Origin of the sequence: Halorubrum ejinorense (genome assembly GCF_039522565.1) — an archaeon.
GTDB classification, from domain to species: domain Archaea; phylum Halobacteriota; class Halobacteria; order Halobacteriales; family Haloferacaceae; genus Halorubrum; species Halorubrum ejinorense.
Genome location: NZ_BAAADQ010000015.1, coordinates 209109 through 229183, shown reverse-complemented (window position 1 = coordinate 229183; position 20075 = coordinate 209109). Strand labels below are relative to the sequence as shown.

General features: G+C 70.4%; 19 protein-coding genes. 12 read left to right on the top strand and 7 right to left on the bottom strand.

What is annotated here, in order from left to right:
• Positions 1–15: 15 nt before the first annotated feature.
• The 8 genes from ABDZ89_RS14430 to ABDZ89_RS14395 all read left to right on the top strand — a co-directional run bounded on the left by ABDZ89_RS14430 (position 16) and on the right by ABDZ89_RS14395 (position 7048).
• The gene (locus ABDZ89_RS14430; RefSeq protein ID WP_343780291.1) at positions 16–690 is read left to right on the top strand and encodes a P-loop nucleotide/nucleoside kinase family protein; all 675 of its coding nucleotides are present in this window, start codon (positions 16–18) and stop codon (positions 688–690) included.
• An 87-nt stretch (positions 691–777) separates the two neighbouring features.
• Positions 778–1062 (top strand): translation initiation factor eIF-1A, encoded by a 285-nt coding sequence (locus tag ABDZ89_RS14425; RefSeq protein ID WP_137688795.1) that lies wholly within the window; start codon positions 778–780, stop codon positions 1060–1062.
• Positions 1063–1225: 163 nt separating this feature from the next.
• A complete protein-coding gene (trxA, locus tag ABDZ89_RS14420) occupies positions 1226–1567 on the top strand; it encodes a thioredoxin (RefSeq protein WP_343780290.1) in 342 nt (113 codons plus the stop codon).
• 122 nt (positions 1568–1689) lie between these two features.
• Entirely contained in the window at positions 1690–2832 is a 1143-nt protein-coding gene (locus ABDZ89_RS14415; protein ID WP_343780289.1) for an aminotransferase class V-fold PLP-dependent enzyme, read from the top strand.
• A 94-nt stretch (positions 2833–2926) separates the two neighbouring features.
• Entirely contained in the window at positions 2927–3484 is a 558-nt protein-coding gene (locus ABDZ89_RS14410; protein WP_343780287.1) for a class I SAM-dependent methyltransferase, read from the top strand.
• A gap of 267 nt (positions 3485–3751) precedes the next feature.
• Entirely contained in the window at positions 3752–4855 is a 1104-nt protein-coding gene (locus ABDZ89_RS14405; protein WP_343780286.1) for a DoxX family protein, read from the top strand.
• Positions 4856–4947: 92 nt separating this feature from the next.
• On the top strand, positions 4948–6234 hold the full coding sequence (locus ABDZ89_RS14400; protein WP_343780285.1) for a glucose-6-phosphate isomerase: 1287 nt from the start codon (positions 4948–4950) through the stop codon (positions 6232–6234).
• A 79-nt stretch (positions 6235–6313) separates the two neighbouring features.
• Positions 6314–7048: a CPBP family intramembrane glutamic endopeptidase gene (locus ABDZ89_RS14395; RefSeq protein ID WP_343780284.1), complete on the top strand. Its 735-nt coding sequence runs from the start codon at positions 6314–6316 to the stop codon at positions 7046–7048.
• A gap of 48 nt (positions 7049–7096) precedes the next feature.
• Here ABDZ89_RS14395 and ABDZ89_RS14390 read toward each other — a convergent pair whose 3' ends face one another.
• Positions 7097–7969, bottom strand: coding sequence for a mechanosensitive ion channel family protein (locus ABDZ89_RS14390; protein WP_343780283.1), 873 nt, complete (start codon positions 7967–7969; stop codon positions 7097–7099).
• A gap of 60 nt (positions 7970–8029) precedes the next feature.
• Entirely contained in the window at positions 8030–9310 is a 1281-nt protein-coding gene (locus ABDZ89_RS14385) for a DNA double-strand break repair nuclease NurA (RefSeq protein ID WP_343780281.1), read from the bottom strand.
• Between the two features lie 268 nt (positions 9311–9578).
• On the opposite strand from ABDZ89_RS14385, the gene ABDZ89_RS14380 reads away from it, so the two are divergent.
• Positions 9579–11486, top strand: a complete 1908-nt coding sequence (locus ABDZ89_RS14380) for a methyl-accepting chemotaxis protein (RefSeq protein WP_371152416.1) — start codon at positions 9579–9581, stop codon at positions 11484–11486.
• A 132-nt stretch (positions 11487–11618) separates the two neighbouring features.
• Here the strand turns inward: ABDZ89_RS14380 and ABDZ89_RS14375 are convergent, their stop codons facing one another.
• On the bottom strand, positions 11619–12053 hold the full coding sequence (locus ABDZ89_RS14375; RefSeq protein ID WP_343780280.1) for a DUF7993 family protein: 435 nt from the start codon (positions 12051–12053) through the stop codon (positions 11619–11621).
• Position 12054: 1 nt separating this feature from the next.
• Positions 12055–12585 (bottom strand): DUF2240 family protein, encoded by a 531-nt coding sequence (locus ABDZ89_RS14370; protein WP_343780279.1) that lies wholly within the window; start codon positions 12583–12585, stop codon positions 12055–12057.
• A gap of 120 nt (positions 12586–12705) precedes the next feature.
• Between ABDZ89_RS14370 and ABDZ89_RS14365 the strand changes: the two genes are divergently transcribed.
• Positions 12706–13590 carry an aldo/keto reductase gene (locus ABDZ89_RS14365; RefSeq protein ID WP_343780277.1) on the top strand — a complete coding sequence of 295 codons (885 nt, stop codon included), beginning with the start codon at positions 12706–12708 and terminating at the stop codon, positions 13588–13590.
• A 9-nt stretch (positions 13591–13599) separates the two neighbouring features.
• Positions 13600–14343, top strand: a complete 744-nt coding sequence (locus ABDZ89_RS14360; RefSeq protein ID WP_343780276.1) for a class I SAM-dependent methyltransferase — start codon at positions 13600–13602, stop codon at positions 14341–14343.
• Between the two features lie 19 nt (positions 14344–14362).
• Here the strand turns inward: ABDZ89_RS14360 and arcD are convergent, their stop codons facing one another.
• On the bottom strand, positions 14363–15826 hold the full coding sequence (arcD, locus tag ABDZ89_RS14355; RefSeq protein ID WP_343780275.1) for an arginine/ornithine antiporter ArcD: 1464 nt from the start codon (positions 15824–15826) through the stop codon (positions 14363–14365).
• Positions 15827–16047: 221 nt separating this feature from the next.
• Here arcD and ABDZ89_RS14350 point away from each other — a divergent pair, with 221 nt between their 5' ends.
• Positions 16048–17031 (top strand): NOG1 family protein, encoded by a 984-nt coding sequence (locus tag ABDZ89_RS14350; protein WP_343780274.1) that lies wholly within the window; start codon positions 16048–16050, stop codon positions 17029–17031.
• Positions 17032–17087: 56 nt separating this feature from the next.
• On the opposite strand, the gene ABDZ89_RS14345 is transcribed toward ABDZ89_RS14350, so the two are convergent.
• Together ABDZ89_RS14345 and ABDZ89_RS14340 are read right to left on the bottom strand one after the other, a co-directional pair.
• Entirely contained in the window at positions 17088–17831 is a 744-nt protein-coding gene (locus ABDZ89_RS14345; RefSeq protein WP_343780273.1) for an SIMPL domain-containing protein, read from the bottom strand.
• Between the two features lie 59 nt (positions 17832–17890).
• Positions 17891–20008, bottom strand: a complete 2118-nt coding sequence (locus tag ABDZ89_RS14340; RefSeq protein ID WP_371152601.1) for a formate/nitrite transporter family protein — start codon at positions 20006–20008, stop codon at positions 17891–17893.
• Between the last annotated feature and the right edge of the window lie 67 nt (positions 20009–20075).

Sequence of the window (20075 nt, the reverse complement as noted above, 5' to 3'; positions counted from 1 at the left end):
GGAGGATACCGGTAGATGAGTGACCGAGGCGGTCGAGCGCCGGACCGGACCGAATCGCCGAGTTCGAACGGTGACGCGGCGGGTTCTCTCGCTCCGACGCGGTCGGACTCGGCCGCCGCGACCGACGACGACGACGAGGCCTCGACCGGGCGCTTGGTCGTCGTCTGCGGCCTGCCGGGCGTCGGGAAGACGACGGTCGCGGAACGGATCGCAGACCACGTCGACGGCCGAATACGGCGCACCGACGTGATACGGAAGGAGCTGTTCGACGACCCCGAGTACACCGACGCGGAGACCGAGGCCGTCTACGCCGAACTGCTCGCCCGCGCTCGCGACGATATCGACGCCGGCGGGGCCGTCGTCCTCGACGCCACGTTCGCGGAGGGTCGATTCCGAACGGCGGCCCGCGAGACGGCGGCCGAGGCCGGGGCCGAGTTCGACCTCGTCGAGGTCGCCTGCGACGAGGCGGTCGTCGAGCGCCGGATCGAGCGTCGGGACGGAATCAGCGACGCGGACTTCGATATCCACCTCCGATTCAAGGAGCTGTTCGACGAGGTCGCGACCGACCACGTGGTCGTCGACAACTCGGAGACGCAGGCGGAGACGTTCGCACAGGTCGACGCGGCGTTCGCCGAGGGCGTGGCGGCCGACCCCGACGACCGGCCGACGACCGTCGCGGACGCGGAGTGAGGCCGCGCTCGGCGTGCGAACGGATCGCGTGACGGGCGGGCGCACACGTCTCAAATCACTTATACGGGCGAACGCACAACGGAAGGTATGAGCGAAGAATCCGGGCGGAAGAACCTCCGAATGCCCAACGACGACGAAGTGTTCGCCGTGGTGACGGAACACCTCGGCGGCAACCACGTTCAGCTGCGCTGTGCCGACGGGAAAGAGCGCCTCGGTCGGATCCCCGGCCGCATGAAGTACCGCACGTGGATCAGCGAGGGCGACGTGGTCCTCGCCGAACCGTGGGACTGGCAAGACGAGAAGGCGAACGTCGAGTGGCGTTACGAGGACGAGGACGCCGACCAGCTGCGCCGCGAAGGCCACATCCAGTAGTCGAGCGCGCGTTCGCGCGCCGCGCGTCCGCTGACCGCCTTTCGAGCCGACTTCTCCGCGGGGACGGGCTGTCCCAGTTAGCCGCGTGGCCGGGTCCGCTCCGCACGTAGTATTGTGCGTTACATTCAAAACTATTATCAGCGCGGGGCGCGTACGACGGAGTATGAGTGCGACAGAACCCGCTCCCGACGCACCGATCCACCTGAGCGACGCGACCGCCTTCGACGAACACGTCGCCGAGCACGACGTCGTCCTCGTCGACTTCTACGCCGACTGGTGCGGGCCGTGCCAGATGATGGAACCCACCGTCGAGGCGGTCGCAAGCGAGACCGACGCGGCGGTGCTGAAGGTCGACGTCGACGAGCATCAGGCGCTGGCGGCCGAGTACGGCGTCCAGAGCATCCCGACCCTGATCGTGTTCGCGGACGGCGAACCGGCCGATCAGATGATCGGCGCACAGACGCAGGACGTCCTCAGCGACGCCGTCACCGCGCGCACAGCCTGAACGGCCGCCGCGGTCGCCGGTCCGCCTCCGTCCGCCGCTAGCCGTCCTCCGACCGATGGCGTTCGCACGCGCTCCGGACCGGCCGGAGCGCCGAAGCCGAGAGAATTAGAGAGACCGACACAATGAGCACCATAGAACGCGACGGCGAGCGTATGACCCCGAGAGAGCTCCGCGCGGACGTCCCGGCCCTCGACGACGCGGCGTACTTCAACTTCGGTGCGCACGGACCGAGCCCGAAGTACGTCGTCGAGGCGGCCGCGTCGTTCATCGAGGAACACGAGTACGGCTCCGCGACGACCGACCCGTACGACCACGCGTTCGGGACCTACGAGGAGGTCCGCGAGCGGATCGCGGCGTTCGTCGGCGCCGACCCCGAGGAGATCGCGCTGACGGAGAGCACGAGCGACGGGATCGGCCGGATAGCCGGTGCGATCGACTGGGAACCGGGCGACGTGGTCGTCCGGACCGACCTCGAACACCCCGCGGGGGTCCTCCCGTGGAAACGCCTCGAACGCGAGGGCGTCGAGGTTCGGGTCGTCGAGACCGAGAACGGCCGGCTCGACCGCGACGCCTACGCAGAGGCGGTGACGGACGCCCGCCTCGTCTGTTTCAGCGCGATCACCTGGACGCACGGCACCCGCTTGCCGGTCGCCGACCTCGTCGAGACCGCGAAGGAGGCGGGAGCGTTCACCCTCGTCGACGCGGTCCAGTCGCCCGGTCAGGGGCCGATGGACGTGACCGACTGGGGCGCCGACGCGGTCGCGGCGGCCGGCCATAAGTGGACGCTCGGCCCGTGGGGCGCCGGGTTCCTCTACGTCGACCGCGACGCCGCGGCCGATCTCGCGCCGCGCGCGGTCGGCTACCGGAGCGTCGAGGACCCGACCGCAGACGAGATATCGTTCAAGCCGGGAGCCGGACGCTTCGAAGTGGGCACGACGACCGCCGCGGCCCACGTCGGACTCGTCGAGGCGCTCGACGCGGTCGAGGCGGTGGGGCTCGACGCCATCGAGTCGCGGATCGAGTCGCTCACGGACCGCCTGAAGGCCGGCGTTCCCGACGACCGGCTCCTCAGTCCGCGCTCGTTCGAGTCGGGACTCGTGACCGTCGACGTCGACGACCCCGAGGCGACGGTCGAACGGCTCGCGGAACGCGACATCGTCGTCCGATCGCTGCCCCATCCGAACGGGATTCGAGCGTCGGTCCACGCCGTCTCGACCGAGGCCGAGGTCGACCGGCTCATCGACGCGCTCGACGCGGAGTGGTGAGGCCGCTCTCGGTCGGCCGATAGCGGTCGAGCGACGGCGCCCCGGCGGCGCCGCCGATCGGACGCGTTTTGGTGCTCGACACCCAAGACCGCGCATGGGTTTTCACACGTTCGACGCCGAGCAGGCCGAGCGGCTGGAGCGTCCCGGCCGGTACCGGTGGGTGTCCGCGGAGGAACTGGTCGGCCCGCTCGTCGAGGCCGACGCGGGGCTCGTCGCCGACCTCGGCAGCGGGACCGGATTCTACACCGACGACGTGGCGGAGCGCGTCGAGACCGTCTACGGCGTCGACGTACAGCCCGAGATGCACGACCACTACCGGGAGAAGGGTGCCCCGGAGAACGTCCGGCTCGTCACGAGCGACGTGGCCGACCTCCCGTTCGCGGACGGCGAACTCGACGGCGCCGTCTCGACGATGACGTATCACGAGTTCGCGAGCGACGCGGCGATGGCAGAACTCGCGCGCGTCGTCCGGTCCGACGGCGTCGTCGTGACGTTCGACTGGGCGGGCGACGGCGACGGCGAACAGGGGCCGCCGGTCGCGGAGCGGTTCACCGCCGACGACGCGGTCGACGCGTTCGAGGCGGCCGGGTTCGACGTCGTCTCGGCGGCCACGCGGACGGAGACGTTCGGCGTCGTCGCCCGGGCGCCCTAGGAGGGCTTCGGTTCACGTCGTCGGACGCGTTCGGAACGCCCCAGTCGCTGTGGGATCGCCGCACGAGCGTGGGCCGCGGCCACTCTCGCCCCGACGGCCAGCGGCGACCGCCTCTCGCCCGTCTCGAACCGAGGGATGCGGCGGCGACGCGAGTCGGCGTCCGAAATCGAACCGACCGCCGCGAGATGTCGAGATCGACCGCGACAGAGTCGCTCCCGAACGAACATGAGGAAACACCGTTAGGTACGTCCGGCGCGTAGACGGGGTATGTCCGTCCGTTCCCGCTCGGCCGCCGCAGCCGTGTTCGCCCTGTTCGCGACGCTCGTCGCGCGACCGGTCGCGGCCCACGTCGACTACGTCACGGAAGACCCCGGCGACCCGCTCGACGCGGTGGCGTTCGTCACGGAGGTGCTGTCGGTGCCGTTCAACGCGGCGCTGTTCCTCGGCTCCGGGCTCCTCGCGGTCACCGGGCTCGCCGTGTACCTCTGGGTGCGACCCACGATCGTCGACATCGTCGTGCTCCGGGAGAAACTCGCCGGCTACGGCGACCTCGTCCCGTGGATGCTCCGGCTCGCGGTCGGTCTCCCCCTCGTCGGGGCGGGCTTTCAGGGATACCTGTTCGCGCCGACGCTCTCGTTCGACACCGGCGCGAGCCCGCTCCTCCGTATTCTCTTCATCGGACTCGGCTTCTTCGTCCTCTTCGGGCTGGCGACGCGGATCGTGTCGACGGTGGGGCTGGCGACGTACGCGTGGGTGTTCGTCGCCGTCGACTCCTCGGTCTTCCTCGCGGTGGAGTACGTTCCGGTGTTCGTCGCGCTGGTGATCCTCGGCGGGGGGCGCCCGAGCGCCGACGACATGCTGTTGGAGGTCGCGAGCACGCCGGGGTCGTACTACGGTCGGATCGACCCGGTCCAGTACCTGAAGTCGTTCCTCGACCGGTCGACGACCCCGCTGCGCCGGTACGTGCCGACGGTGCTCCGGGTCGGGATGGGCGTCTCGTTCGTCTACCTCGGCCTGATCCAGAAGCTCGCGGACCCCGCGAGCGCGCTCCTCGTCGTCGAGAAGTACGACCTCACCTCGGTCGTGCCGGTCGACGCCGGGCTGTGGGTCGTCGGCGCGGGCGTGACCGAGGTCGCGGTGGGACTGGCGCTGATAGCCGGCTTCTTCACGCGCGGCGCGGCCGCGCTCTCCTTCGTGCTGTTCACGACGACGCTGTTCGGGCTCCCGGACGACCCCGTCCTCGCGCACGTCGCGCTGTTCGGGATGGCGTCGGCCGTCTTCACGCTCGGCTCCGGCCCGCTCGCGTTCGACCGCTGGTTCGGTCGGCCCGCGCTCGGCGAGGAGGAGGAACCGATCGCGGCGGCCGACTGATCGGCGTCGCTCGCGCGTCGGTCCGATCGGCCGACCGAGCGTCGCCGCTCCCGGCGGCGGTTATTAAGTCCCTCTCGCGCGGTGTGACACGTATGCGAGTGGACCTCGGCAACGCACTGGAGACGACCCCCGGACTGACGACGGAGACGCTGGACAGACTCGACGACCGCGTCGCGGCCGCACACGAGCGGATCGCGGGCGGGATGGCGGACGACGAGTTCGGCTACGCCGCCCTGACCCTCCCCGAGACCGCGGACCCGGACGCGATCGACGCCGCGGTCGACGGGTTCGACCGCCCCGAGGCGGTGCTGACGGTCGGTATCGGCGGGAGCGCGCTCGGCGCGGCGACGCTGTCGAACGCCCTGTCGAGCGACGTGGACGCCTACGTCCTCGACAACGTCGACCCGGACGACACCCGGGCGCTGCTCGCGGACCTCCCGCTCTCCGAGACCGTGGTCAACGTCGTCTCGAAGTCGGGGACGACGGCGGAGACGCTCGCGAACTTCCTCGTCGTCCGCGAGGCGATGAGCGACGCGGGCGTCGACTGGACGGACCGCACCCTCGTCACCACGGGCGAGGGGGGGAACCTCCGTCAGCTGGCCGACCGACACGACCTGCCGTCGCTCCCGGTGCCGGACGGGGTCCCCGGGCGCTTCTCGGCGCTGTCGACGGTCGGGCTCGCGGTCGCCGCGCTCCAAGGTCACGACGTCGAGGCCGTCCTCGCGGGCGGCCGCGACGGCATGGACGCGCTGGCCGGCTCGCTGTACGAGTCGCCCGCCTACGCCTACGGCGCGGCGACGTACGCGCTCGCGGAGCGCGGCGCGCTCACCAACGCCGTGATGCCGTACGCGGAGTCGCTGGAGACGTTCGCGGAGTGGTTCGCCCAGCTGTGGGCCGAGAGCCTCGGGAAGGACGGACTCGGGCAGACGCCGGCGCGCGCCCTCGGCGCGACCGACCAGCACTCCCAGCTCCAGCTGTACCGCGCCGGTCCGCCGGACAAGCTGGTGACGCTCGTCCGCCCGACCGAGCGCGCCGACGTGTCGATCCCGGAGACCGACCTCGACGGGCTCGCGTACCTCGGCGGCTCGTCGCTCGGCGGGCTGCTCGACGCCGAGTTCGAGGCGACGGAGGCGAGCCTCGCGGCGGCCGGCGTCCCCAACGTGCGCGTCGAGGTCGACCGCGTCGACGAGCGCTCGCTGGGCGAGCTCCTCTACGGGATGGAGGCGGCCTGCGTGCTGTACGGCGAACTCGCGAGCGTCTCGACGTTCACGCAGCCGGCCGTCGAGTGGGGGAAGAAGGCGGCCCGCGGGCTGCTCGGCGGCGGCGACTTCGCGGAGGCCGAGGCGGTCGAACAGAAGCGCGAACTGCGGATCGACTGAGAACAGAAGCGCGAGTCGGAGTCGACGCCGACGGTCCCGTTCCGGTGCGTCTAAATTCTCGGAACCGCTATCGCAGACAATGAGCGACGACCCCCTCGCGAATGCGGTCGGGGAGCGGCTGTTCCGCGTCGCGAGCGCGCTGTTCGCGGTGGTTTTCGCGGTCCTCGTGGCGAACGCGATCACCGTGCCCGGGGTGTCCCTCGCCGCCTCACTCGGACTGGTGTCGGAGGGGACGACCGGCTATCGGCTGTTACAGACGCTGCTCCAGTTCGCCGGATTCACGCTCGCGGTCGTCGGCTACCTCGCGGTGACCGGAGAGTGGGAGATCGCCCGCATCGCCCGGCCGGACGCCCGCGAGGCGGCGATCATCGTCGGCGGGGGGATCGCCCTCTTCGCGTTTCAGTACGGCGCCCTGATCGCGCTCGATCAGGTCGGGCTCTCGACCGGGCAGAACCAGGCGGTCGTCCCCGCGGGCGACCCCGTGGTCTACTACCTCGCGATGGTCGCGGTGTCGCTCGCGGTGGTCGGCCCGGTGGAGGAGCTGCTGTTCCGCGGCGTCGTTCAGGGCGGCGTCCGGCGCGCGTTCGACGCCCTCCCCGCGGTCCTCATCGCGAGCCTCGCGTTCGGGCTGATCCACCTCCCGGCGGTCTCCGGGACGATGGCCGAGCGGTGGGCGTACGTCGGCGTCGTCGTCGTGTTGGGAGCGGTCCTCGGCGCGCTCTACGAGTGGACGGACAACGTGGTGGTGCCGGGGCTGGTCCACGGCATCTACAACGCGATCACCTACCTGCTGCTGCTCTCGGAGGCGCTCTGAGCGGGGCGGACCGCGGAGCCCTGGACCGCCCGTCGCCTCCGGTCTGCGTCAGTCGCGGACCGAACGCTCCGTCACGGCGACCTCGCCCGAGAGCGACTGCGCCGACGGGGGCGCGATCGCGATCCCCGCCTCGTCGAACCGGCGCTTCACCTCCCGGCGGAAGTCCGACCGGACGGTCGCCACGTCCCTGTCTCCGGGGTCGTCGATCCACAGCTCCGCCTGTATCGTGATCGCGTTCTCCCCGAGGTCGAGGACGCGCGCGTCCGGGGTCGGCTCGTCGAGGACCGGCTCCGTGTCGGTCGCGACCGCTCTGAGCTCCATGAGCGCGCGCTCGACGTCCTCGTCGTAGGCGACGTACGCCGTCTCCGTGATCCGATACGTGTCCCGGCCGTAGGGCCGGGTAAGTGCGTTGCTCGTGAGCTCGGTGTTCGGCACCGAGACCGTCTCGTTGTCTGGCGTCCGGACGCGCGTCACGCGGAAGTCGACGGCCTCGACGGTGCCCTGTCCCCCCGGCCACGCGATCCAGTCGCCGACGTTGAAGTCGGGGTCGGCCACGAGGAAGATCCCGCTGATGAGCGACCCGAACACCTGCTGCCCGGCGATGCCGAAGACGAACGTGATCGCCGCGACGACGATCGCCGAGTCGGCGAGCACGCTCCCGTAGCCGGCGGCTATCACGCCCGTCAGCGTCGCGAACCCGATCAGCACGACCCGGACGTACGTCCGCACCGCCGTCTCGATGGTCGGGTTGTTGCGGTTCCGCGCCCGCACGACCCGGATGACGGACGGCACGACGACGACTCGGCCGAGGAGGTAGACGGCCCCGAGCGCGACGAGGAACCAGAACAGCTCGGAGAGCACGCGGTCGTACGCCGATACGAGTTCCGTCACCCATCTCGGCAGCGGCGTCTGCCCGGTCATACGGCCGCGTCGCGCCGCACCGGCAAAAATCCCGGACCGGTCGCGGTTCGAGCCGACCGGTCAGAAGTCGGCCTTCCCCCACCGGAGGTCGTCGTAGGTCGCCTGCTGGTCGCTGCCGAGCCGCTCTTCGAACTTCCGGCGGAGCGCCGCCTTCTCGGTGGCCGAGATCCGGGCCAGTTCGTCCGCCTTCGCCACCGGCTCGGGGGGGCCTCTCGTGGCCGCCACCTCGGCGACGACCTGGCGGGTGAGCCGGTCGCGGGTCGCCGCGTCGCGCGTGAACGCGTACGGCGACTCCAGCTTGTACGTCACGTCGGTCCGGGGGTCGTAGACGACCATGAACGTGGGCTCGTACAGCTCGGGGTCGAGCCCGCGCTCGACGCCCAGCGCGTCGCCGTCGGCCGCCATCGGGGCGTCAGCGCCGCCGCGACTGCGGAACCACGTGGTGAAGGTGAGGTCGTCGTCGAGGCGGGCGCCGCGGTCGTCGGACGCGTCGCTTCCGGCGGACCCGTCGTCTGGGTCGCGACGCTCCAGCAGTCGCGTGAACAGCGCGGTGTCGTCGGGCCACGGCGACTCGACGCCGGCGCGGGCGAGCGCCCGCACCGCGGTGCCGCTCGCGGGGTTCTTGACGAAGCCGGCCAGCGGCACGTCGCGCTCGACGAACCGCTCGACGAGGCGGACGTACTGCTCGATGACGGCGCGGGGCTTGGCCTCGCGGGCGAGCGCGCCGAGTTCGGGGTCGCGGTCGGCCCACGTGAACAGCTCCTTCGGGTAGATGGGCCCGTCGAGGACGAGGAGGTCGTCGACGCGGTCGGCGTGATCGAGCGCGTGGGTCCCCTCGGCGAGGTACAGCGCGAGCGCGTGGACGACCCGCTCCGCGTAGCGGTTCACCCGGGGGACGTGGAACACCCGCTGTCGGGTGTGTCCCTCGTCGCGGCGGGTCCACTCGCTGTCGAAACCGGCGGTCGAGTCGCCTGCGTGGACGGTGGCGACGATGGTCCGGTCGCGGTGGAGGTCCAGATCCGTCGGCGAACTCGCCATCGCCGCGTGCGCGACGTCGACGACGAGCCCGTTCTTGAACGTGGTGGGGTTGATCGTGCCCGAGTCGAGCCCGTGAACGGTCTCGAACGGGCGCTCGGCGAGCGCGACGTTGTCGATGGGGGCTCGGCGGCGCTCGTGGTCGCCGAGCGCCTCGATCACGACCCGGCCCTCGCGTCGCAGTTCGGGGAGCCACTCGCGCCACACGCGCTCGGCGAGGTCGTCGTGGTCCGTCGCGTCCACGTCGTCGCCGATGCCGTACGCGAGCTGCGCGATGTTCTCGACGTGGATCGGATCGAGCGTCACGGCCGTACCCCGGGCCGGACGGATATAAAGGTCGTCGGCCGCGCGGTCGGCGCCGAGACCCGTCCGGCGATCGCGGTTCGCGCCGCTCGCCCCGACCGATCGACGAACCGGTTCGGTTTTTGCCGAGAAAGAAGCAAAATATGCGAATACCGACAGCTATCTAACAAGACCGGGATCGGTTTATTTCCCATTCACGGGCGCTAAACGACGGTATCAGCGGTAATAGTTGGAGTCGTTGTGTTTATATACTGGATGACAATCTCTGGGTATGGCAGAGATTGCGACCGAGACGCACTCGGGAGAACCGGACGGGCTGGCGGAGAAGGTTCGCGAGGTGGTCAAGTACATCCCGAACGGCACCTCGATGCCGAAAGAGATGTGGGCGCCGCGCCACCGGAATATCCTGATCGCCACCGTGGTCCAAGTCCCGTTCCTGATCGGCCTCGGACTCTACGAGGGGACGGAGTCGTTCACCGGCGCACAGATCCCAGCGGCGCCGCTGTGGATGCTCGGCGGGTTCGTCGCCGTCATCCTCGGCACCGCGGGGTTGGCGACCTGGTCGGGGCTCGGCCGCCGCCAGCGGACGGTCCTTACGGCGTTCAGTCTGATGACGGTCTCGATGGCGCTGGTGAAGCTGTCGGGCGGCTACATCGAGGCGCACTTCAGCTTCTTCGTGTTCGTCGGGGTGCTCGCGCTGTACGAGGACTGGCTCCCGTTCGCCGTCGGCGTCGGCTACGTGGCGATCGGCCACGGCGCGTTCAGCCTGATCGACTCGAGTCTCGTCTACAACCACACGGCGGCGATCGAGAACCCCATCGTCTGGGGCGGCATTCACGCGTTCTTCGTCCTCGGGCTCGCCGGGGCGCTGATGGTCAACTGGTACTCGATCGAGAAGTCGCGCGAGGCGGCACAAGAGCAGCTCGAACTGGCGGAGCAGAAGCAGTCCGAGATACAGGACGTCGAGGCGGCGAAGGCGGAGGTCGAGAGCCGGCGCGAGGAGGTCGAGCGCCTGAACAGCCACCTGGAGACGAAGGCCGACGCCTACAGCGCGGCGATGGACCGGGCGGCCGACGGCGACCTGACGGTCCGGCTCGACGCGGACAGCGAGAGCGAGGCGATGGCCCAGATCGGCGCGGCGTTCAACGGGATGATGGACGACATCGACGGCGCGATGCGGGAGGTCCGCTCGTTCGCACAGGAGGTGTCGACCGCGAGCGAGAACACGGTCCGGGGCGTCGAGACCGCCGCCGACCGGAGCGAGACCGTCAGTCAGTCGGTCAGCGAGATCGCCGAGGGCGCCGACGAGCAGCGCGAGATGCTCCGGCAGGTGTCCGACGAGATGAACGACCTCTCGGCGACGATCGAGGAGGTCGCCTCGTCGACGCAGACGGTCGTCGACGTGGCCGAACAGACCGCCGACATCGCTGACGACGGCGAGGAGACCGCCGAGGCCGCGATCGAGCGCGTCGAGGAGTCCCGCGAGGCCCTCGACTCCGCCGCGGGAACCGTCCAACAGCTCGACGAGCGGATGGAGGACATCGGCGAGATCGTCGACCTCATCGGAGACATCGCCGAGCAGACGAACCTGCTCGCGTTAAACGCCAACATCGAGGCCGCCCGCGCCGGCGGGAGCGGCGGCGGAAGCGACGGGTTCGCGGTCGTCGCAGACGAGGTGAAACAGCTCGCGGAGGAGACGCAGGACGCGGCGACGGAGATCGAGGAACTGATCGGTGACACGCAGTCGCAGACCGAGGGCACGGTGCGGGCGGTCCGGAGCGCGGAGGAGAACATCGCCGCGGGCGCCGAGGCCGTCGAGGACGCCGCGGACGCGTTCTCGCAGGTGTCGGACAACGCGAAAGAGACCGACGAGGGCATCCGCGAGATCAGTCGCGCGACCGACGACCAGGCGGCCAGCACGGAGGAGACGGTGTCGATGGCCGAGGAGGTCGCGGACATCAGTCAGTCGACGGCCGACGAGGCCGACGCGGTCGCCGAGGCCGCGGACGAACAGCTCACCGCGATGAGCGAGGCGACCACGGAGGCCGGCTCCCTCGCGGAGCAGGCCGAACGGCTCCAGTCGCTCATCCGCGGGTTCGAGGTCTCGGGCGACGGGCTCGACCCCGAGGGACCGACCGGGCCGAACGTCGCGGTCGGCGACGGCGGACAGCCGGAGTAGGCGTCCGCGACGGCGGACCGAGCGTGCGTCGGTGCCGGCGAACTCCCCCGTCTGCCGGTCCCGACGGACTCTTTTCGACGAGTAGGGACTTCTACTGCCGGCCGGTACGGAGTTCGACCGGCGACGGGCCGGTCAGTCGGCGTCCCGTTCGTTTCGGAGCGCGTCGAGGACCGCCAGCGCCCGCTTCACCTGCGCCCCGTCCTCGACGAACACCAGCGTCCGTGGCGGACGCGACGCCTTCGGGCGGACGCGGAGGTCGCCCGCCGTCGCCGCCGTCGCCGCCGCGTCGGGGGCCGCGATCGCTTCGAGCCGCGCGCGGTCCGGCTGGACGTACACCTCCGCCACCGTCTCGCCGGCGGCGCGTTCGTCGTCAGGACCCTCCTCTCGGGCGTCGCCGGAGACGGCTTCGCGGGCGATTCGGTACGCCAGCGCGCCGTCGGCGGTCGCTTCGACGTCCGGGTCGGCGTCGACAACCGTCAGCCCGCGGAGCCGGCTCTCGTTACCGGCCACCTCGGACGCGAGGAGCTGGGCGATCCGGACGCCGTCGGTGAGGCGGTCGGTGACCACGCTAGGCCGCCTCCGAGCCGTCGGCGTCGCCGGTGTCGTCCGCCGTGTCAGCGTCTGCCGTCTCGGCGTCCGCGGCGTCGCTCGCCGCGCTCGCGAGTTCCTCGCGCACGTCGGCGGCGAGGTGGTCGACGGCGGCCCCTCGCTCGCGGGCGTAGAGGACCGCGGCGGCCTCGATGGTGACCGCCAGCGTGCGCTGGCGCTCGTTGATCGCGGCGACCGCGCGCTGCTTCTCGACGCCGGTGGCGACGAGCGCGTCGAGGGCGCTCTCGAAGGTGGACTGCTCGCGGAGCACCGACTCGTCGGGCGTGAACCCCTCCGGGACGGTCACCTCCGCCGGGTCGAACCGCGGGACCAGATCGCCGTCCTCGGACGCCAGTAACCCCCGACCCACCGCGACGTCGACGAGGCGCTTCGCCTGATCGGGGGAGAACCACTCCCGCTCCAGCGACAGCGCGACGACGAACTCCCCCTGCCCGAGCCGCTCTTGGGCCCGGGTCTTGAACGGGGCGGCGACGGCGACCTCCAGGCTCATGTGCGATTTGGGGGGCGCCGACGGCGGTAAACCTACCGGACCGCGTCCCGCTTCCGGGCGCCCGCCACGTCCGGCTCACGGCCGCCAATTGTTATGTCAGCCCAGCGTGATGGCGCACGTATGGAGACTCGCCCGCTCGGAGACACCGGCCACGACAGCACCGTCATGACCTTCGGCGCGATCGCGCTCAACTGGCTCGAACAGGAGGGCGCGAACCAGCTGGTCGAACACGTCCTCGACTACGGGGTCAATCACTTCGACGTGGCCCCGACGTACGGCGACGCGGAGCTGAAGCTCGGCCCGAAGCTCCGCCAACACCGCGAGGAGATCTTCCTCGGCTGTAAGACCCAAGAGCGGACCTACGAGGGCGCGTGGCGCGAGCTCGACCGGTCGCTGAACCGCCTCGGCGTCGAGAAGATCGATCTGTACCAGGTCCACGGGCTCGAGTACGACGAGGAGTTGAACGAGATCACGGGCGACGACGGGGCGCTCGCGGCGTTCCGCGAGGCCAAAGAGCGGGGGCTGATCGACCACATCGGCCTGACGAGCCACGGCGACCCCGGACTCATCCTCGACGCGCTCGACCGCATCGACGACCTCGAGTCGGTGATGTTCCCCCTGAACCCTGTCGTCGCCGGGAAGGACGACGACGAGTACGACTACGAGGCGGTCCTCGCCCGCGCCGACGAGAAGAACGTCGGGACGCTGGGGATCAAGGCGTTCGCCGGCGGCTCGTGGCCACCGACCGACGAGCTCCCCGAGGCGGACCGACCGTTCGCGAACTGGTACCGGCCGGTCACCGCGCCCGACGAGATCCGCGAGCGGTTCGATTTCGCCGCCGCACAGGGAGTCACCAGCGTCATCAACGCCGGCGATCCGAAGCTCGTCACCATGATCCTCGAGGCCGCGGCCGACTACGACGGGATGGACGAGGCCGCTCAGCGGTCGCTGATCGAACGGGTGCGCCACGACGACAGCCCGGTTCCCGAACAGCTCCACCACTGAGAACGGCGGATGGACGTGCCAGGCACGGTCGCGACCGCGCTCGACGACCGACCGGTGGCCGGGAGACGCTGTCTGGAGGCCGGTGCGGGCGTCGGGAACGCGACCGCCGGACTGCTCGCGAACGGCGCCGCTCGGGTGTACGCCGTGACGAACGACCGGGACCACGCGCGGACGACGCGCAGACGCGTCACCGACAGCGGCGACGGCGACGACCGCGGCAGCGACGCCGAGCGGCTGGCGGTGCTGGAGGCGGACCTCCGGTCGATCCCCCTACCCGACGGTTCCATCGGCCTGATCACCGCGCACGGTCTGTGTAACGTCCTCGATCCCGCGGCGCTGTCGACGGTGGCCGAGGAGCTCTCACGGGTCGCGGCCCCGGGCGCGCACCTCGTCGTCGACGACTACGATCCGCTGCCCGACGGCGCCGCGATCGGCGAGCTGTTCGCCGTCGAAAACGCCGCGTCGGAACTGGCCCGCGGCCGCCCGGCGCTCACCTTCTACCCGGCGGCGTTCCTGCGACGGTTCTTCGCGGGCCACGGCTGGGAGTTCGAGCGGGAGCGGACGCTCTTGGAGCCGGTCCCCTGGACCGAGAGTCACGTCTCGGCGCACGCCGACGAGGCGACCTCCATGGCCGCGGAATGCCCCGGTGAAGCGAGCGATACGCTGTCGGCGACCGCTCGTCGGCTCGCGGCCGAGATCGGGTCGGAGTCGGTCGGGCGGATGTACGGTCTCGCGTTTCGGCGACCGGGCTGATGACCTCGGAGGTAGCGGATCAGTCGTCGTCGGTCGCCACGGACGGCTCGTCGGCGGCGGGCGCCCCGGCCGCGGTCGGCGTCACGTCCAGCGAGTAGCCGGTCGCCGCCATCGCGAACAGCACGATCGGCGAGAAGTACGCGAACAGGTAGTACGGCGCGTACTCCAGCGTCGGCACGCCGGTGGCGGTCGCCATGAACACGGCGCCCGCGTGCCACGGGATCAGCGCGCCGGTCGGCGTGCCGGCGGCCTCGACCGCGCGGGAGAGCTGATCGGTGTCGAGGCCGAACTCGTCGTAGGTGTTCCGGAGCGTGACGCCCGGCAGGACGATGCTCATGTACTGCTGAGCGGTGAGCGCGTTGATGACGATGGCGGAGACGCCGGTCCCGGCGACGAGCGCGCCCGGGCTCTTCACGGCCGAGGTGAACGCGTGGGCGATCACCGCGAGAACGCCCGTTCGCTCCAAGATGCCGCCGAGCGACAGCGCGGCGACGACGACCGTGATCGTCCACGCGGAGCCGGTGAGTCCGCCGGTCGCGAGGAGGTCGTTCACCGTCGCCGAGGCCGACTCCGGCGCGGTGCCGTACATGAACGTCTCCCACGCGGCGACGAAGCCGGCTCCCTGGAGGAGGATCGTCGTGAACGCGCCGGCGAAGACGCCGGCGACGAGGGTCGGGAGCGCGGCGTAGCCGCGCAGCGCCAGCCCGAAGGTGACGACCAGCGGAACGAAGGCGACGACCGTGATCGCGTACGTCTCGGTGAGTCCGCCCTGGATCGCCGCGATCCGGCCCGCCGGGATGCTCCCGCTCGTGCGGAGGCCGACCGCGGCGAAGGCGAGGACCGCGAGGCCGAACGCGATCGCGGTGCCGGTCCGCATCCGGCGGATGTGCGCGTACAGGTCGGTGTTGGTCACGCCGGCGGCGAGGTTCGTCGTGTCGGAGAGCGGCGACTGCTTGTCGCCGGCGTACGCGCCCGAGAGGACTGCTCCGACCGTCATCGGCGCGGGGACGCCGAGACCCGCGCCGATGCCGACGAAGGCGACGCCGAGCGTCCCCACCGTGGTCCACGAGGAGCCGATCGCGAACGCGACGACGGCGGCGAGGACCGCTGCCGCCGGGAGGAACGTCGTCGGCGAGAGCACCTCCAGCCCGTAGTACATCAGGCTCGGGATGGTGCCGGCGCTGACCCACGTCGCGATCAGCCCGTAGATGGTGAAGATGATGAGGATCGCCTGTAGCCCCATCACGAGTCCGTTCGCGATGCCGTCGAACAGGTCGTCCCAGTCGTAGCCGAGCCACAGGCCGAACGCTCCGACGAAGGCGATACTCCAGAGGAGCGGCGGGTGCGGGTCCAAGCCGAGAACGGCCGAGCCGATGCCGAGGAACGCCACGACGGCGAACACTGGGATCAGGGCCGCCGCGAGACTCGGGCGACGGTCCGGGTCGATGTCCTCGTACGCCGTCGGCGTGAACGAGCGTGACATGACCTGCGGTATTTCCTTGGCGCATAAGTATTACTCGAAATATGCGCGTGGTGGATGACGATCGATCATCCGAGTCCGGCCGGCGGTGCTACGAGGTCGGTCACGGTGCGGTCGCCGCGCTCGGACGGTCGGAAGGGAGAACGTACCGGGCGTGTGCCGGCGTGTCGCGGCGGTGGACGAACGGACGCTCTTATACGCGTCGGCGGCGAAGCCGGGGTAACATGATATTTGAGGGCCTCCCGACGACTCCGCGCGCGGAGGAACTCGTCGACAAGGCGTTCTCGCGGGCTGCTCGGGCCGGACGCGCGAAGCGCGGCCACGAGGCGCAGGAGTCGATGCTGCGGACCGCCGGCAACGTGCTCTCGGACAACTTAGAGAACGTCGTCACCTCGTGGCCCGACTTCGGCTTCGACGTGGACCCGTTCTACTACGAGCTCGCCGACGCGCTCGTCGACGTCGACCGCCTCCGACAGGCCCTCTCACAGGTGATGTGGGCCAGCCGCCAGATCGAGGACCTCCGCGACGAGTACACGACGAAGATCCGGAACTCCGACGTCGACACCGCGCGGAAACACCGCAAGCAGGCGTTCGCCCGCATGGCGGACGTGATGGACCAGATCGAAGACGACCTGCGGTACATCGGCGACTCCCGCGACCAACTGAAGGTGCTGCCGGACATCAAGCCGGACGAGCCCGCCATCGTCGTCGCCGGCTACCCGAACGTCGGCAAGTCCTCGTTCGTCAACCGGGTCACCCGCGCGTCGAACCAGATCGCGGAGTACCCGTTCACCACGAAGGGCGTCCAGATCGGCCACTTCGAGCGCGACCACGTCCGCTACCAGATCGTCGACACGCCCGGCCTGCTCGACCGGCCGGAAGACGAGCGCAACGACATCGAACGCCAGGCAGTGAGCGCTCTCGAACACCTCGCGGACGCCGTCGTCTTCGTCCTCGACCCCTCCGGTGACTGCGGCTACCCGCTCGACGTCCAACTGGAGCTCCGCGAGGAGGTCCGCGAGCTGTTCGGCGCGGACGTCCCGCTGCTCACGGTGGCGAACAAACACGACCGCTTCGAGGGAGTCAAAGCGAAGTCCGTCGACGCGACCATGAGCGTCACGGAAGACGAGAACGTCGAGGCCGTCCTCGACATGGCCGTCGACGCGGTCGGCTACGAGCCCGACCTCCCCACCCGCGACGGGAAGTAGTCGGTTCTCGATTCGGGCCGCGGCGCGCAGAGGCCGGGGCTACTGCGGTCGTTCGGTCAGGCCGGCACCGCTTCGTACACCACGTTCACGGAGACGGTCACGCTCACGTCCCCGGTCTCGACGCTCGTCGACGCGCCCGCGTCGCCGGCGGCGGCCGTCTCGACGCCCCTGGCCACGTACGCTCCGCCGCCGGACTGCGCCGTCGAGACCTCGTAGACGCCGGACACTTCGAGCCCGCTCGCGTTGGCGAGCACGGCCGCGTCCTCGTCGGCGTTCGCCATCGCGGTCTCGAGCGCCTCCTCGCGCACCTCCCGTTCCGTCTCCTCGCTCAGTCCGAACTGGATGCGCTGGACCTCGTCCGCGCCCGCGTCGACCGCGACGTCGATGACCTCGCCGACGGCGTCGACGTCGTCGAGTTCGATCGCGTACCGGTGGATCCCCTCGTACCGCGTCCGGTTCGGATCGTCGCGGGTCTCGTAGCTCTCGCGGACGTCGTACTCTTCGGTCCGGATCGCCTCGTCGTCGAGCCCCCAGTCCGCCAGTGCGCTGCGGAGCGCCTCGTCGTCGGCGTCGAGTTCGTCGCGGACCGACTTCGTGTCGGAGCCGGTGGCGGTCACCGCGACGCGGAGCGTGGCGCGGTCCGGCATCGACGTGGCCTCGCCCGCCGCCGTCACTTCGATGCTCCGTTCCAGTTGCGGCTCGTCCGCGGCGTCCGGGGTCGCGGTTCCCGCGAGTCCCGAACAGCCCGCCAGCGCGACGAGCGCGACGATACCGACGAGTGCCGTTAGTCGTCTGTCCATACCCGGGCGATCGATCGGGGACGCCTATAAATCGCCGATAACGCAAAGAGCCGTTTTCGCTATCTGCCGTCGCCGTCGTCGTCGCGGTCCGCGGACGCCTCCTCGTCCGCGTTCTCGTGGTCGACGACGTAGGCGTCGTCGTGATTCGGCCGCTCGTCGGACAGTTCGTCGCCGGCGTCGTCTCTCCCGTTGCCGGGAGCAGGTCCGCCGCCGGTGCCGGGAGCAGGCCCGTCGCCGGTGCCGGGAGCAGGTCCGCCGCCGGTGCCGTCGTCAGCCCCGCCGTTCGCGTCGTCGCCTCGCCGGCCCCCCGAGGACCGCACGTCGGCACCCTCCGACCGTCCCGGCTCGCGCTCGACGCCGCGAGAGAGGTCTGTGGCGCGACGACCGGAGCCGAACAGCCGCTCTCGCAGCGACCGGGAGCTGGGGCGTTCCGTGAGCAGCACCGACGCGTCCACGTCGTTGATGACGTCGAGGTGGAGCGAGTTCGAGACGAGCCGCGAGAGCAGTCCCTTCTCCGTGGCGCCGATGATGACGAGCGTCTTGTCGGCGGCCGCCCGCGCGATGCCGGCCTCTACGTCGCCGCCGTCGTCGACGACGAGCTCGGCGTCGCTGAGACCGTGTTTCTCGGCCCACGCCGCGAGGAACGCCTCGCCCCGGCTTCTGTCCTCCGCCCCGTCGACGACGTGAAGCAGCGACACCTCGGCGCCGGCGGTCTCGGCGAGCACCTTCGCGACCTCCGCGCTCAGCGCCGAGTCCGGACCGCCGGAGGTCGGGATGAGGATCCGCGAGGTGTCGAGCTCGTGTTCGTTGAGGATGAGGAAGTCACAGGGGAGCTGGTTTGTGAGCTCGTCTATCGGGCGTTCCGCGCGGGCGGCGCTCCACAGCTGGTCGTCGCCCCAGCCCATCAACACCGCGTCCGGGCGGGTCCGACGAGCCATGTTGAACACCTCTCCGAACGAGTGGTGGGAGACGACGGTCGAGGTCGACACCTCGACGTCGTGTGCCGCCGCGGTCGACCGCAGGTTCCGCATCCCCTCGGCGGAGACGTCGGCTATCCGGCGCCCCGCGTCCCCGCTCGAGAGCGACATGCGCTCGGGCGTCTGAACGACGTGGACGATGTGGACGACGCCCTCCTCGTGGCTGCTCGCGAGCCGCGCCGCCAACTCGACGATCGGCCCGTCGGTTCGGGGGTTCGTGATCGGCACCATGACCCGGTACCCCTCGCCAGCGAACAGGGCCGCCTCGGTGGCGTCTAAGATCGGGACGTACGACCGCCCGGCGGCGCGGCCGAAGACCCACTCGGGGACGGTCAGCCGGCGGCTCATCCCCTCGAAGCGCGCTTCTTCGAGTCGCTCTTCGCTGGTCTGGAAGTAGTTGACGAGCGTGACCAAGACGATCCCGCCGAGGGTGTTCCCGAGCAGGACGGGGAGGACGAACCCGACGAGCCCGTCGTAGAGCCCGACGGCGCCCGAGTACTGGCCGAGGCTCTCGGCGAAGATCAGGTACAGCACCTCGGTGAACGAGACGACGACGTGGTAGAGGTTCCCCAGCGGGATCGCAAGGAACGCGAGGTAGACGACCGCGAGCCGGGTGAACGAGTCCGTCGAGGCGAAGCCGACCCAGACGACGCCGGCGACGATCAGCCCGGCCATCGCGGCCTTGAAGAAGAGCGGCCAGAAGGGCACGTCGAAGCCAGAACTGGAGATGTACGTCGCGGCCGCGACGGTGTCGCCCGAGAAGACGCCCCCGTACGAGAGGACGAGCGCGCCGATCGCACCGCCGGTGAAGTTGCCCGCGAGGACGATGAGCCAGTGGCGAAGCAGCGTCGGGACGCTCGCGAGCCGTTCGAGCGTGAGCGCCACCGGCGGCAGGGTGTTCTCGGTGTATAGCTGGTAGCCGCCGATGATGATGTAGATGAACCCGAGCGGGTACAGGAGGACGCTCAAGATCGGATGGGAGTCCGTCGCCGCCGTCAGCGACGCGTACAGCATGAACGTGATCGTGATCGCCAGCCCGGCGGCGAGCCCGCTGAAGAACAGCTCGCGGCTCCCCGACGTGACCTCCTCGTCCGCGGCCGCGATGATGCGCTGGAACACCTCGTCGGAGGAGAACCGATCCCGGACGGCCTCGCCGACCGCCGGCGCGCCGCTGCGGGACCGCTCGACGACCTCTCGCATCGAATCGTCGTCGTCGGACTGCGTTGGGTCCGTCACTAGCGAAGGCCACGCCGGCCCGGTAAAAAGC

Bases quoted from the DNA above. Each gene is read 5' to 3' on its own strand.
- ABDZ89_RS14380 (WP_371152416.1), top strand. From the start codon at position 9,579: ATGGCAGAGATTGCGACCGAGACGCACTCGGGAGAACCGGACGGGCTG.
- ABDZ89_RS14360 (WP_343780276.1), top strand. From the start codon at position 13,600: ATGGACGTGCCAGGCACGGTCGCGACCGCGCTCGACGACCGACCGGTG.
- ABDZ89_RS14340 (WP_371152601.1), bottom strand. From the start codon at position 20,008: ATGCGAGAGGTCGTCGAGCGGTCCCGCAGCGGCGCGCCGGCGGTCGGC.
- trxA (WP_343780290.1), top strand. From the start codon at position 1,226: ATGAGTGCGACAGAACCCGCTCCCGACGCACCGATCCACCTGAGCGAC.
- ABDZ89_RS14415 (WP_343780289.1), top strand. From the start codon at position 1,690: ATGAGCACCATAGAACGCGACGGCGAGCGTATGACCCCGAGAGAGCTC.
- ABDZ89_RS14410 (WP_343780287.1), top strand. From the start codon at position 2,927: ATGGGTTTTCACACGTTCGACGCCGAGCAGGCCGAGCGGCTGGAGCGT.
- ABDZ89_RS14430 (WP_343780291.1), top strand. From the start codon at position 16: ATGAGTGACCGAGGCGGTCGAGCGCCGGACCGGACCGAATCGCCGAGT.
- ABDZ89_RS14350 (WP_343780274.1), top strand. From the start codon at position 16,048: ATGATATTTGAGGGCCTCCCGACGACTCCGCGCGCGGAGGAACTCGTC.
- ABDZ89_RS14345 (WP_343780273.1), bottom strand. From the start codon at position 17,831: ATGGACAGACGACTAACGGCACTCGTCGGTATCGTCGCGCTCGTCGCG.
- ABDZ89_RS14390 (WP_343780283.1), bottom strand. From the start codon at position 7,969: ATGACCGGGCAGACGCCGCTGCCGAGATGGGTGACGGAACTCGTATCG.
- ABDZ89_RS14395 (WP_343780284.1), top strand. From the start codon at position 6,314: ATGAGCGACGACCCCCTCGCGAATGCGGTCGGGGAGCGGCTGTTCCGC.
- ABDZ89_RS14365 (WP_343780277.1), top strand. From the start codon at position 12,706: ATGGAGACTCGCCCGCTCGGAGACACCGGCCACGACAGCACCGTCATG.
- arcD (WP_343780275.1), bottom strand. From the start codon at position 15,826: ATGTCACGCTCGTTCACGCCGACGGCGTACGAGGACATCGACCCGGAC.
- ABDZ89_RS14370 (WP_343780279.1), bottom strand. From the start codon at position 12,585: ATGAGCCTGGAGGTCGCCGTCGCCGCCCCGTTCAAGACCCGGGCCCAA.
- ABDZ89_RS14405 (WP_343780286.1), top strand. From the start codon at position 3,752: ATGTCCGTCCGTTCCCGCTCGGCCGCCGCAGCCGTGTTCGCCCTGTTC.
- ABDZ89_RS14425 (WP_137688795.1), top strand. From the start codon at position 778: ATGAGCGAAGAATCCGGGCGGAAGAACCTCCGAATGCCCAACGACGAC.
- ABDZ89_RS14400 (WP_343780285.1), top strand. From the start codon at position 4,948: ATGCGAGTGGACCTCGGCAACGCACTGGAGACGACCCCCGGACTGACG.